The 13,746-nt window shown below is 62.4% G+C and carries 13 protein-coding genes; all 13 read left to right on the plus strand.

All coding sequences use genetic code 11. The features are described from left to right. Positions 1–12: 12 nt before the first annotated feature. Complete coding sequence (locus BSG19_RS16205; protein ID WP_139274787.1) at positions 13–2,409, plus strand: RICIN domain-containing protein; 2,397 nt, start codon at positions 13–15, stop codon at positions 2,407–2,409. A gap of 402 nt (positions 2,410–2,811) precedes the next feature. After that, positions 2,812–3,507: a GntR family transcriptional regulator gene (locus BSG19_RS16210; RefSeq protein ID WP_092989132.1), complete on the plus strand. Its 696-nt coding sequence runs from the start codon at positions 2,812–2,814 to the stop codon at positions 3,505–3,507. A 196-nt stretch (positions 3,508–3,703) separates the two neighbouring features. After that, positions 3,704–4,564 (plus strand): ABC transporter substrate-binding protein, encoded by an 861-nt coding sequence (locus BSG19_RS16215; protein WP_092989017.1) that lies wholly within the window; start codon positions 3,704–3,706, stop codon positions 4,562–4,564. An 82-nt stretch (positions 4,565–4,646) separates the two neighbouring features. Beyond that, positions 4,647–5,336: an amino acid ABC transporter permease gene (locus BSG19_RS16220; RefSeq protein ID WP_092989018.1), complete on the plus strand. Its 690-nt coding sequence runs from the start codon at positions 4,647–4,649 to the stop codon at positions 5,334–5,336. A gap of 27 nt (positions 5,337–5,363) precedes the next feature. Continuing rightward, positions 5,364–6,095: an amino acid ABC transporter ATP-binding protein gene (locus BSG19_RS16225; protein ID WP_092989133.1), complete on the plus strand. Its 732-nt coding sequence runs from the start codon at positions 5,364–5,366 to the stop codon at positions 6,093–6,095. Between the two features lie 47 nt (positions 6,096–6,142). After that, positions 6,143–7,315: an iron-containing alcohol dehydrogenase gene (locus BSG19_RS16230; RefSeq protein ID WP_092989019.1), complete on the plus strand. Its 1,173-nt coding sequence runs from the start codon at positions 6,143–6,145 to the stop codon at positions 7,313–7,315. 105 nt (positions 7,316–7,420) lie between these two features. Further along, complete coding sequence (locus BSG19_RS16235) at positions 7,421–8,023, plus strand: amino acid synthesis family protein (protein ID WP_092989020.1); 603 nt, start codon at positions 7,421–7,423, stop codon at positions 8,021–8,023. A gap of 13 nt (positions 8,024–8,036) precedes the next feature. After that, positions 8,037–8,876 carry an alpha/beta fold hydrolase gene (locus BSG19_RS16240; RefSeq protein WP_092989021.1) on the plus strand — a complete coding sequence of 280 codons (840 nt, stop codon included), beginning with the start codon at positions 8,037–8,039 and terminating at the stop codon, positions 8,874–8,876. Continuing rightward, positions 8,873–9,802, plus strand: a complete 930-nt coding sequence (locus tag BSG19_RS16245; RefSeq protein WP_092989022.1) for a flavin reductase — start codon at positions 8,873–8,875, stop codon at positions 9,800–9,802. The genes BSG19_RS16240 and BSG19_RS16245 overlap by 4 nt, the downstream gene beginning before the upstream one ends. 3 nt (positions 9,803–9,805) lie before the next feature. Further along, a complete protein-coding gene (locus tag BSG19_RS16250; RefSeq protein ID WP_092989023.1) occupies positions 9,806–10,846 on the plus strand; it encodes an LLM class flavin-dependent oxidoreductase in 1,041 nt (346 codons plus the stop codon). A 4-nt stretch (positions 10,847–10,850) separates the two neighbouring features. Next, positions 10,851–12,314 (plus strand): aldehyde dehydrogenase, encoded by a 1,464-nt coding sequence (locus BSG19_RS16255; protein WP_092989024.1) that lies wholly within the window; start codon positions 10,851–10,853, stop codon positions 12,312–12,314. Between the two features lie 5 nt (positions 12,315–12,319). Then, a complete protein-coding gene (locus BSG19_RS16260) occupies positions 12,320–12,652 on the plus strand; it encodes an NIPSNAP family protein (RefSeq protein WP_092989134.1) in 333 nt (110 codons plus the stop codon). A gap of 44 nt (positions 12,653–12,696) precedes the next feature. Then, positions 12,697–13,704 (plus strand): ABC transporter substrate-binding protein, encoded by a 1,008-nt coding sequence (locus BSG19_RS16265; RefSeq protein ID WP_092989025.1) that lies wholly within the window; start codon positions 12,697–12,699, stop codon positions 13,702–13,704. The last annotated feature ends 42 nt before the right edge of the window (positions 13,705–13,746 follow it).

A 13,746-nucleotide genomic window follows, 5' to 3' on the forward strand; every position in this document is an offset into this window, starting at 1 on the left:
GCGTGGAGCCCCGTGACGGCCTGGCCACGTATACCGATTCATGCGGCTCTGCTTCCGGACGGTAAGGTTGCGACCTTCGGTGCCAACCCTCGCAACGACCAGGGAGGGCTCGATGTTGATATTTGGGATCCCAAGCTCGGCCTTGGCAACGACAGCCATATTACTTTGCCGAACGGGATCGATGTCGACAGCTTCTGCGTCGGCCAGGTGCTGGAACCGTGGAGCGGAAACCTGCTCATGGTCGGCGGCTCGACCAACGCGGCCGACAGAAACACCTTCAAGACGGAAAACTTTTCCTTCAAGACGAAGCGAATGACACGGCTTCAGGACGTGCGCTATCCACGCTGGTACGCCACGACGACGTCACTGCCGGATGGTCGCATCATCGTGAATGGCGGCGTGAAACCCTATGACGGATCGGCGGATGCCAGTACGACAGCGGAGATCTACGCGCCCGGCAATGGCTGGACCGTGCTGAACGGCACGACGCAACCCCGCCAGCCTGCGGACGACAAGGAACGGCGCTACTGGTATCCGCACGTGTACCCGACCGAAGGCAATAAGGTCTTCGTCGTCGCCGGCAAGGTGATGTACCGTATCGGATATGACGGAAACGGGTCGGTCGGCGATTTCCAGGCGTTCACCGGGACGAACTGGGGCGGCACGTCCACTGCCGTGATGTTTGCACCGAACAAGATCCTGCAGTTCGGCGGAGGCATCACCCACAACGAGGATCAATCGGCGCCCCCCGGCTCGAAAAATGCGTCGATTATCGATTTCTCGACCTACCCCTACAAGGTCACGGAAACCGGAGCCATGGCCTATGGCCGGCACTGGCTGACAGGCACGCTTCTGCCGACGGGCGAAGTGCTGGCGACCGGTGGTGCCGAAGGCAACAATACCATGAACAAGGTGGCTTATGCCGCCGAGATCTGGAACCCGAACACGGGACAGTGGCGCGTCGGCGCGTCGATGAGGACGCCGCGCCTGTATCACTCCTCTGCCCTTCTTCTGCCGGACGGTCGCGTTCTCGTTGGGGGTGGCGGCGCGCCTGGTCCGATCATTGGAAACAATGTCGAGATCTATTCGCCGCCTTATCTTTTCGACGCCAACGGGTATAGCGCCAAGCGACCGGAGATTGCGAGCGAACCCGGCATCGTCAAGCTGGGTCAGACCGTAACCGTGCAGGCGACCGGCCCGCGTCCGATCACGCGGTTCACGATGATCAAGACGGGTTCCGTCACGCACAGCTTCAACACGGATCAGCGTTTCCTCGATGTGCCCTTCACGAAGAACGGGGACAGCTACGACCTGAAGATCACGTCCAGCGCCCTCGAAGCGACACCGGGATACTACATGCTCTTTGCGCTCGACGAGCAGGGCGTGCCGTCGATCGCCCGGATGATGCGTCTTCCATCCCCGATAGCCGATAACGGCGACCTTCCCCCGACGGGGCAGAACGGAGAGACCGGCGGCTTCGTCACCGTGGCACCGGGTACAACCGGAACTCCCGGTACGGGCAACGGCGAGGTGGCTACCGTGCCGGCTCACGGAGTGACCAAGCCGCTGATCGCGGCACACTCAAATCTCTGCCTGTCCGTGCAGGGCGGCTCCAATGCCGACGGCGCCCAGATCGTTCAGGAAACCTGCACCGGTGCTCCCATTCAGCAGTGGACGTGGAATGCGGTCAATGGCGGTTACACGCTGGTCAACAAGCAGACCAACAAGTGCCTGGACGATTACGGGTTCAACAAAAACGACGGCGCCAAGCTGAACCAGTGGACCTGCCTTGCCAACGACGCGCAGATCTGGCGGCCGACGCAGACAAACCGAGGCCTGACGATGACGGTCAAGGCTAGTAACAAGTGCCTCGACGTTCTCGGCGCTTCGCTTGCCAACGGCGCGACGGTGACACAATGGGCGTGTAACGGACAGGCCAATCAGGCCTGGCTCACAGGGCCGCGGTCGAAAATTCCCGACAACGGCACGACAGCATCGCTCGTCGCCTCCCACTCCAACCTCTGCTTGTCAGTTCAAGGCGGCTCCTATGCGGATGGTGCCCAGATTATTCAGGAAAGCTGCACCGGGGCTGCCATTCAGCAATGGACATGGAAGGCGGTCAACGGCGGCTACACGCTGGTCAATAAGCAGACCAACAAGTGCCTGGACGACTACGGATTCAGCAAAAATGACGGTGCCAAGCTGAACCAGTGGACCTGCCTTGCCAACGATGCGCAGATCTGGCGTCCAACCGAGACCGACAAGGGGCTGACGATGACGGTAAAGGCCAGCAACAAGTGCCTCGACGTTCTCGGTGTCTCGCTTGCCACCGGCGCTACGGTCACGCAATGGGTCTGTAACGGACAAGGCAACCAGGCCTGGCGTGCCTCCGTCACGGTCGGCGGATAAGGTTTCATATCGGCGGCCCTCGAAAAGGGCCGCCGATCTTGCCGAGCCGTTGGGACAGTCCGAGATGAAACACCTGGCAAAGCCGGGGACGTGCTGGAGGCGGCCAAAGCATCGTTCGATGCGGTTGCTGTTTGCAGGCGTTCACGCCATGAGAAGTGCCGAACCATTATGCCTTGGCACGCTGAGATGGGCTGACTTTGAACCGCGGCTGATGATCCCGGCCTCTCGCTTGATCCGACTATCCTTGCCTGGCTGTTGCCGGTCCTGGATGCGTCATGATCTCCTTGCCGTGTTCGGTTGCAAACGCCTCGTCACTTATCTAGATACTGGTACGCCATAATATAGCTTTGGTTTGGTTCTGCATACCGCGACCGGCTATGATATCGATATCAGGGGCAGATGATGACGGCGGGATTAAGCGATTTCGGGATCAAGGTTGAGCGTCCGACGAAGACGCTGCGGGAACTGGCGCTGGAGAAGGTGCGCGAAGCCATCGTCAGCGGTCATTTCAAGCCGGGCGACCGTCTGGTCGAAAGAGATCTCTGCGCGCAGCTCGGCGTCAGCCGGACCATCGTCCGCGAAGTTCTGCGCCATCTCGAATCGGAAGGCCTTGTGGCCAATCTCCTCAACAAGGGACCGATCGTCGCCCTGCTCGATCCCGGCGAAGCCCGGCAGATCTACGAAATCCGGGGCGCGCTGGAAGGCATGGCCGCAAGGCTTTGCGCCGAGCGCGGCGACCCGTCCATTGTTTCCGCGCTGGAAGAGGCCCTGCACGGAATCCGCCGCTCTTACGGCGAGAAGGACATGGGCGGCGTGTTGACGCATACCTCCGCTTTCTACCACGCGCTGTTCAGCAAGGTCGATCGCCAGGTGGCGTGGGGCATCGTCAATCTGCTGACCGTGCGGATAAACCATCTCCGGTCGATGACCATCAAGACGGATAACCGCCACGTCGAAGGCCCGGCCCAGATGGAACGCATCATCGAAGCCATACGGCAAGGGGACGGCGAGGGCGCGTACCGTGCCGCCATGGACCACGTGGATAGCGCGGCCGCCATTGCCGAAGCCGTGATCGCAAACCAGACGCCATCGGCCTGAATTGTAGCACAGAGGCGCGGCGTGCGCTCCCGCCCCCTCGCTCCGCGAGATCCTTGTTAGAATTTACCGGTCGTTTCAAGGCCATACGTGCCGTTGACGCATCGACGTCGTGAAAACGCTACAGCCGCGCTTGACACCCTCGTTTCATTGATGGGATGGTATGCCATAATTAATAATACAAGAGCGGAGCAAGATCATGACTGGGAAGAACCGATTTTTCTGCCATGCAAGTGCAACGACGAGAATTATTGTTTATGGAGCCGCGCTGTCCCTTCTTGCAGGCTCGGTCCTGGCGCAGGACTGCCAGCCCAGGATTTCCGACGACAAGCTGACCAAGCCCGGCCATCTTGTCATGGCGACGAGCCCGACGCTTCCGCCGATGGCCTATGCAGACAAGAACGGCACGCTGATGGGCATGCGCATCGAGATCGGTGTCGAGGTCGCCAAGCGGCTCTGCCTCACGCCCGAATATATCAGCACGGAATATGCAGCCATGGTTCCCGGCCTGCAGGGCGGCCGCTGGGACATGATCAATGCCGGCCTGTTCGTCACTGCCGAGCGCCGCAAGATCCTTTTCATGATCCCTTATGAGAATCTCGCCATCAGCATTTCCACGGTGGTGGGAGGCGCGGACCCGATCAACAAGATCGACGATCTCGCGGGGAAGACGGTCAGCACGGATATCGGTGGCTATGCCGAGCGCAAGATCAAGGAACTCAACGCCGACTTCGCCAAGCGCGGCCTGCCGGAAATGACGATCAACCTGTTCGACAACTACGCCACCGTCTATCAGGCGCTTCGGGCCGGCCAGGTGCAGGCGGCCGTGTCGATCGATCCGGTTGCCAAGCAGTATCAGGACCGCGGCGAATTCACCCATGCGCTGTCCGGCATGTACCCGACGCCCGGATCGTTGTCGTTCGGCAACAAGGATATCGCCGAAGCCGTCTCCACCGCTCTCAAGGAGATGAAGGCCGACGGCGCGCTCGACAAGATCATGTCGGCCTATGGCGTGACGCAGGCCCCCGGCGATCTCGCCGTCCTCGGACAGGACGGCTGATCCGCCTCTTCGATTTCCCCACCTCGTCATCATGACGGCGGAGCGATCCGTCGCGCATGCTCGTGCCTGAATTGGAGACAACATGAAGGGTTGGAACTGGGACGGCTTCTTCGAATACCTGACCAATTACTACCTGTTCGAAGGGGCTATGGTCACCCTCGGGCTGACCATCTTCGCCATGGCCGCAGGGCTGATCCTTGGCTTCGTCATTGCCGTGATGCGCATGTCGAAATACCGGTTCCTGTCGGGTCCGGCCTATTTCTACATCTGGATCTTCCGGGGCACTCCGCTTCTGGTCCAGCTGATCATCATCTATACCGGCCTGCCGCAACTCGGCATCAAGTTCACGGTGCTCCAGTCGACGCTGATCGGTCTTACGCTGTGCGAAGCGGCCTATCTCTCGGAAATCGTGCGCGCAGGGATTGCTGCCGTGCCGCGCGGCCAGATCAATGCCGCGCTCGCCATCGGCATGCGCCCGTCGCAGGTCATGCGCTACATCGTGGCGCCGCAGGCGTTCAAGATCATCATTCCGCCGCTTGGAAACTCGGTCAACGGGGTCCTGAAGACGACCTCGATCGCCTCCATCATCTCCATGGAGGAGCTGTTGCGGCGGACGCAGGTCCTCATCCAAGAGAAGTTTCTGGTGCTGGAACTCTTCGTCGTCGCGGCGCTCTACTACCTCGCCATGACAACCGCTTGGGAACTGATCCAGCGACGGATCGAGAAACGCTTCGGCAAGGCCTATGGGCCGATGTCGGCAGATGCGCATTGAGGAGATGATCCGATGAGCCAGCCAAACATGATCGAGCTGCAATCCGTCTCCAAGTGGTACGGGCCTGCGTTTCAGGTCCTGAAGGACTGCAGCCTCACCGTCACGAAGGGCGAAGTCGTGGTCGTCTGCGGCCCCTCGGGTTCGGGAAAATCCACGCTGATCAAGTGCGTGAACGCGCTGGAGACAATCGGCGAGGGCAAGGTGCTCGTGACCGGCATCGGCGTCCATGATCCGAAGACCGATCTGCCGAAGCTGCGATCCAAGGTAGGGATGGTGTTTCAGCATTTCGAGCTTTTTCCGCATCTGACGATTCTGGAAAACCTCTGCATCGGTCAGGAGAAGGTGCTGGGCCGTAACCGCGAGGAAGCCCTTACCAAGGCCAACGCCCTTCTCGAGCGCGTCGGTCTGACGGCCCACGCCCGAAAATACCCGGGCCAGCTTTCCGGCGGCCAGCAGCAGCGCGTGGCCATTGCGCGGGCTCTGGCGATGGACCCTGTTGCCATGCTGTTCGACGAGCCGACCTCGGCGCTGGACCCCGAGATGATCAACGAGGTGCTCGACGTCATGGTGGCTCTCGCGCAGGAGGGCATGACGATGATCGTCGTGACGCACGAAATGGGATTCGCACGGAAGGTCGCCGATCGCATCGTTTTCATGGATGCCGGCGAGATCGTCGAAATCGGTGACGGCGAGAGCTTCTTCGATAACCCGAAGACAGAGCGGGCGAAATCATTCCTGTCCAAGATTCTCGCGCACTGAAGCCTGTCGCCGTCATTCCCGGACGTCCCTCGAAGCGGAGTATCGCAATGATCAACCGTGTGCTCATGCCACGCGAAATTCTCATCGGCGGCGGCAGCCGGTTCAGGTTGCCGGGCGTGCTGAAGGGGCTGGGGGTTATCAGGCCGCTGCTCGTGGCGGACCCGGTGATGGTCAGGCTCGGTCACGCCGATGCCCTCCGCGATGCCCTGATGCGCGAAGGGATCGAAGCCGGCATCTTTTCGGACGTGGTGGAAGATCCGACCGATATCTCGGTGGCCGTCGTCGCCGAGCGGGTCGTTGCCGGCAGGCATGACGGCCTCGTCGCCATCGGTGGCGGCAGCGCCATCGATACGGCGAAGGCTGCGGCCATCGTCGTCACCACCGGCGAACCGCTTTCCGCGCTGAAGGTGCCGCGCATCGTGGATGCCGTCGTCATGCCCGTGGTCGCCATTCCGACGACGGCGGGCACCGGGTCAGAGGTCACGCGCGCCGCCGTCATCACCAATGCCGCTGCCAACGAGAAGATGTTGATCCTCGGCACGGCAGCGCTGCCGGTCGCTGCCATTGTCGATTACGAGCTGACGCTGACCTGCCCCTACCGGGTGACCGTGGACACAGGCATCGACGCACTGACCCACGCGCTCGAGGCTCTCGTGAACCGGAACGGCAATCCACACGCCGAGGCCTTGGCTTTGTCCGCCTTGCAGCAGATCGGCGCGAACCTGGAGCGCGTGGCTGACAATCTCGACGATCACGCGGCGCGCGAGGCGATGATGCTCGGTGCCCTGCATGCGGGCCTTGCGGTCTCCAACACCTCGACCGCGCTGATCCATGGATTGAGCCGACCGATCGGGGCGATTTTCCATGTGCCGCACGGCATGTCCAATGCCATGGTCCTGCCGCTGGTCACCCGCTTCTCGCTGTCTTCGGCGCCGGCGCTCTACGCGGCTGCGGCGCGCGCGCTGGGTTTCGCCACGGAAGCGGATGGGGATGTCCTTGCCGGCGACAAGCTGGTTGCCGCCTTCGAAGCGCTGAACCGACGCCTGAAGGTTCCCACACTCCGGGCGTTCGGTGTCGATCGGCGACGTTATTTCGATCTTCTGCCGGAGATGGTTCGCCAAGGACTGGCATCGGGAACACCGAACAACAATCCGCGCATTCCGACCGCATCCGAGATGGAGACGCTGTATCGTCTCGCATACGAATATGAGGGCGTTTAAACCCCTGTTTTGAAATGACTTTCAAGATCAAGGAATACATAAAGAATTCCGATTGACTTGAATATAATATGGCATACCATAAGATCATATTTGCGAGGAAACAGCATGACCATCCAGATCCGCAAGACGCTTTTGCAGGTTGAGACCACGCTCATCGAGGGCGGCAAGGCCGCGGCACAGCCGCTGAAACTGTTCTCGGCCTTCGCGGTGGTGAAGAACCCCTGGGCGGGGCGAGGCTTCGTCGAGGATCTGAAGCCGGAGATCCATGCGCTGGCGCCCGTTCTAGGCGAGTTGCTGACGCGGATGATTATCGAAGCGGTCGGCTCCGGCGAGGCGGTCGAGGGTTACGGCAAGGCGGCGGTGGTCGGGCTCGACGGCGAGATCGAGCACGCCTCGGCGCTGATCCACACGTTGCGCTTCGGCAACCACTACCGGCATGCTGTTGGCGCAAAGTCCTATCTTGCCTTCTGCAACACGCGCGGTCCCGCCAACGCGCCGATCATGATACCGCTGATGGACAAGAACGACGAGGGGCGCCGCTCGCACTACCTGACGATCCACACCGCGATCCCCGACGCGCCGGCGGCTGACGAAATCGTCGTGGCGCTGGGGGCTTCTGTCGGCGGGCGTCCGCATCATCGCATCGGCGATCGGTACCAGGATCTGAAAGATCTCGGCAACGACGTCGAAAACCCGGCCGGCGTCTGAAAAGGGCCGCGCGATGCGAAAGACACAGAGCGCTCCGTCCCACCCGTTATCGCCGCAGCCAACGTTCGCGCGACGCCGTTCCGCCAGAGGTGCTGCCTATTTCGAGGCGGGCAGGGGCGAGCCGCTGGTCCTGATCCACGGCGTCGGCATGCGGCTGGACGCCTGGGCGCCGCAGATCGCGGCGTTTGAAAAGACCCATCGCATCGTCGCCATCGACATGCCCGGTCATGGCGAAAGCGCAAGCCTGCCGACCGGCAGCACGCTCGAAGATTTCGTCGCCTGGTTTGCACGGTTCCTCGATGATATCGGCATCGAGACCGCCAATGTTGCCGGCCATTCCATGGGCGCGCTGATCGCAGGCGGTGCTGCGGCCACGCTCGGCGACCGGATCGCACGGGTCGCCTATCTCAACGGCGTCTACCGTCGCGATCCCGCCGCCAAGGCCGCTGTCCTGTCGCGGGCCGCCTCCATCCGCACGGAGGGCGTCGATCGCGAAGGACCCCTGCAGCGCTGGTTCGGTGAAGATGCCAACAGCGTCCAGGCGCGCGAACTGACGCGCAGCTGGCTGGGCATGGTCGATCCCGAGGGGTACGCCGTGGCTTACAATGCCTTTGCCGGTGGCGACGAGACCTATGCGGACGACTGGCGCCACGTGCGCTGCCCCGCTCTGTTCCTGACGGGTTCGCGCGACCCCAATTCGACGCCGGAAATGGCGGCGCAGATGGCGGCGATGACGCCCGATGGCTGGGCGCGCATCGTCGAGGGACACAGGCATATGGTCAACCTGACGGCCCCGGATGCCGTAAACGCGCTGCTTGCCGAATGGCTTTCACATGGGGAGGAGGCGAGATGACGGAGATGACCATCGATCCGCGCGCATTGAGGGACGCCTTCGGCGCTTTCCCGACGGGCGTCACGGTCGTCACCACGCGCGATGCCGAGGGCCGGCCGATCGGCTTCACGGCCAATTCCTTCACCTCGGTTTCGCTCGACCCGCCCATGCTGCTGGTCTGTCTTGCCCGGACATCGCGCAACTTTGCGACCATGACCGGCACCCACCGCTTCGCGGTCAATGTCCTGTCCGAAAACCAGAAGGATGTCTCCAACACGTTTGCGCGGCCGGTCGAGGATCGGTTCGCCGCCGTGTCATGGTCCGACGCGCCATCCGGCGCTCCGGTCTTCGACGACGTCGCGGCCTGGTTCGACTGTGCGCTCGACAGCGTGCTGGAGGCGGGCGACCACGTCATCCTTCTCGGTCGGATCACCGCCTTCGGCAATAGCGGACGCAACGGGCTCGGCTATGCCCGTGGCGGCTATTTCACGCCGCGGCTGGCGGGCCGGGCGGTTTCGGCGGCCAGCGAGGGCCAGCTCGACGTCGGTGCCGTGGTCGAGCGCAATGGCGATATTCTCCTCATCGGCGACGAGACGCTATCACTTCCCGCCTGCGAGGTTCTCGATGGCGATCCAGCAACGGCGCTGATCGGGCATCTGGAAGAGGTGACGGGATTGAGCATCACCGTCGGCTTTCTCTATTCCGTCTTCGAGGACAAGGCGGGTGGCCGGCAGCACATCGTCTACCGCGCCTTCGCCTCAGACGGAGTGCCGCGCAGCGGTGCCTTCCATGCGCCGGCCAGCCTCGGCGGCCGCACGTTCGATACGGCATCGACCGAAGACATCGTCAATCGCTTCGCCCTGGAGAGTTCGATCGGCAATTTCGGCGTCTATGTCGGCGACGAGAGTGCGGGACGGGTACACGCCATCAGCATGAAAGGTGCCTGAGCCATGAAGTTCTCCCTGTTCGTCCATATGGAACGCCTCGACGCCAGCCAGGACCACAAGACGCTCTACGAGGAGTTCGTTGCGCTGTGCGAGATCGCCGACAAGGGCGGCATGCATGCGATCTGGACCGGCGAGCATCACGGCATGGAATTCACCATCGCCCCGAACCCGTTCGTGACCATCGCCGATCTTGCCCGCCGCACCAGCAATGTCCGACTTGGCACCGGCACGGTGATCGCACCTTTCTGGCATCCGATAAAGCTCGCCGGCGAAGCGGCGATGACGGATATCATCTGTAACGGCCGTCTCGATATCGGCATCGCCCGTGGCGCTTATGCGTTCGAATACGAGCGGCTGCTGCCCGGGCTCGACGCCTGGGGCGCCGGACAACGGATGCGCGAGCTGATCCCCGCGATCAAGGGCCTCTGGGACGGCGACTATGCCCATGACGGCGCCTATTTCAAATTTCCCGCGACGACATCGGCCCCCAAGCCGCAGCAGAAACCCTATCCGCCGATCTGGGTTGCGGCACGCGATCCGAACTCGCATGAATTCGCGGTCACAAACGGCTGCAATGTGCAGGTGACGCCGCTTTGGCAGGGGGACGACGAGGTGACGACGCTGATGGCGCGCTTCAACGATGCCTGCGCGGCCCATCCGGAGGTCGCACGCCCGAAGATCATGCTGCTGCGCCACACCTATGTCGGCTCGACCGAGGACGATATCGAACAGGCCGCTCATGAAATGAGCGTTTACTACAACTACTTCTTCGCCTGGTTCAAGAACGAGAAGCCGATCCGCCAGGGGCTCATCGAAGCCATTCCGGAAGAGGTCATCGCGGCGAACGCCATGCTCTCGGGAACGGCGATGCGGCAGAACAACGTGGTCGGCAATGCGGACGACGTGATCGAGCGCATCAGGGCCTATGAGGCGATGGGTTACGACGAGTATTCCTTCTGGATCGACACCGGCATGAGCTTCGAGCGGAAGAAGGCGTCGCTCGAGCGCTTTATTGCCGACGTCATGCCGGCATTTGCGGAGTAAGGGCATGGAGCGTTTCCAGGAATATATCGACGGCCAGTTCCTCGACGGGGAGGCCCGCTTCGACAGCCTCGACCCGGCGACCGGCGCGGTGTGGGCGACGATGCCCGAAGCGCGGAAGGCGGATGTCGACCGGGCCGTGTCCGCGGCCCATGCGGCGCTTTATGACGGTGCCTGGCCGAAAATGACGGCGACCCAGCGCGGCAAGCTCCTCTACAGCCTGGCCGATCTCGTTGCCGCAAACGCGCAGACACTGGCGGAGCTTGAAACCCGCGACACCGGTAAGATCATCCGCGAGACATCGGCCCAGATCGCCTATGTCGCGGAATATTACCGCTATTACGCCGGTATCGCCGACAAGATCGAAGGCTCCTACCTTCCGATCGACAAGCCCGACATGGATGTCTGGCTGCGGCGCGAGCCCGTCGGCGTGGTGGCGATGGTGGTCCCTTGGAACAGCCAGCTGTTTCTCTCGGCCGTGAAGATCGGCCCGGCGCTTGCCGCCGGCTGCACCGTCGTGGTCAAGGCATCCGAGGACGGTCCGGCCCCCCTGCTGGAACTGGCCCGGCTGATCCACGAGGCAGGCTTTCCGCCCGGCGTCGTCAACGTGATCACCGGCTTTGGCCCATCCTGTGGCTCGGCGCTCGGCCGACATCCGAAGATATCGCACGTCGCCTTCACCGGAGGCCCCGAAACGGCCCGGCATGTGGTGCGCAACTCGGCGGAAAACCTCGCCTCGACATCGCTTGAACTCGGCGGCAAATCGCCCTTCATCGTGTTCGCTGATGCCGATCTCGAGAGTGCCGCCAATGCGCAGATCGCCGGCATCTTCGCCGCCACCGGGCAGAGCTGCGTCGCCGGATCGCGCCTGATCGTGGAGAAGAGCATCAAGGACCGGTTCGTCTCGCTGCTCAAATCGAAGGCGGAGGCTATCCGCATCGGCGCGCCGCTGGACATGGCGACCGAGGTCGGCCCCCTTGCCACCAGCCGCCAGCGGCAGGCCATCGTCGCACTTGTCGAACGCTCGGTTGCGGCAGGCGCAACGCTTGTGACCGGCGGCAGACCGATCGAGGGCGACGGCTTCTACTATCCGCCGACCATCCTCGATTGCGACGGCGTGGCGTCGCCCTCTCTCGTCGAGGAATTCTTCGGCCCCGTCCTGTCGGTGGTGTCCTTCGAGGACGAAGCACACGCCCTGCATCTGGCCAACGATACGGTCTACGGACTTGCCGCCGGCGTCTTCACCCAGAACCTGACCCGCGCCCATCGCCTGATGAAGGGGATCCGGGCCGGCGTCGTCTGGGTCAATACCTACCGGGCCGTCTCCCCCATCGCGCCCTTCGGCGGCTTTGGCCTGTCGGGCCATGGCCGCGAAGGCGGCATGGCGGCTGTGCTGGACTATACGCGCACCAAGACGATCTGGCTGCGCACGTCAGACGATCCGATCCCCGATCCCTTCGTGATGCGGTGATGCCGATGTTCGTCGAGATTCGGACTTATCGACTGAAGAACGGTGCGATCCCCGCCTACCTGAAGGTGGTCGAGGAGGAGGGCATCGCGATCCAGAAGGCGCATCTCGGCCAGCTCGTCGGCTATTTCTCCAGCGAGATCGGTCCGATCAACGAGATCGTCCACATCTGGGCCTTCGACAGTCTCGACGACCGCGAACGGCGGCGCTCGGCATTGATGGCGGACCCGGCCTGGCAGGCTTTCCTGCCCAGAATTCGCGATCTGATCGAGGTGGCGGAGAACAAGATCATGAAGCCTGCCCGGTTTTCGCCAGTGGGAGGCGAGACCAGTCATTTTTAAAGCATATGCATAAAAAGCTCTAATAAAACAAGGAGTATGGGAACATGAGAATTGCGATCGCATCCGCTGCCACGGCAGCACTGCTCTTCACGACACCGCTTATGGCAGCCGACATGGTTTTCACCAGCTGGGGCGGGACGACTCAGGACGCGCAGAAGGCGGCGTGGGCGGATAAATTCACGGCGGAAAGCGGCATCAACGTGCTTCAGGATGGCCCGACCGACTACGGAAAAATCAAGGCCATGGTCGAGGCCAAGGGTGTGACCTGGGACGTTGTCGATGTCGAGGGCGACTATGCGGCGCAGGCGGGCAAGGCCGGCATGCTGGAGAAGCTGGACTTCTCCGTCATCGACAAGACCAAGCTCGATCCCCGCTTCGTTACCGATTATTCTGTCGGCAGCTTCTATTATTCCTTCGTCATCGGCTGCAACGCGGATGCCGTCGCTACCTGCCCGAAGAGCTGGGCCGACCTTTTCGACACGACGACGTTTCCGGGCAAGCGCACCTTTTACAAATGGTCGGCGCCCGGTGTGATCGAAGCCGCACTTCTCGCCGACGGCGTTGCCCCCGACAAGCTTTATCCGCTCGATCTGGACCGCGCGTTCAAGAAGCTCGATACGATCAAGGCTGACATCGTCTGGTGGTCGGGCGGTGCACAGTCGCAGCAGCTTCTGGCATCGGCAGAAGCCCCGTTCGGCAGCGTCTGGAACGGCCGCATGACGGCGTTGAAGGAGAGCGGCGTCAATGCACAGACTTCCTGGGAGCAGAACATCACCGCCGCCGACTCGCTGGTCGTGCCGAAGGGTGCCGCCAACAAGGAGGCCGCAATGAAATTCATCGCGCTCGCAACCTCGGCGCAGGCGCAGGCCGATATGGCGAAAGCCACGGGCTACGCGCCCGTCAACACCGAGTCGGCCAAGCTGATGGACGCCGAGACCGTCAAGACCCTGCCTGACCAGCAGACCGCCAGCCAGGTGAACGCCGACATGACCTACTGGGCCGACAACCGGGATGCGATCGGCGAGCGCTGGTACGCCTGGCAGGCCCAGTAAGCAGTAAGGCAAAGTCCCGAGCGGCGGCGCGGCATACGGCCT

The organism is Rhizobium sp. NFR03, from assembly GCF_900111275.1.
Lineage (GTDB): Bacteria > Pseudomonadota > Alphaproteobacteria > Rhizobiales > Rhizobiaceae > Ferranicluibacter.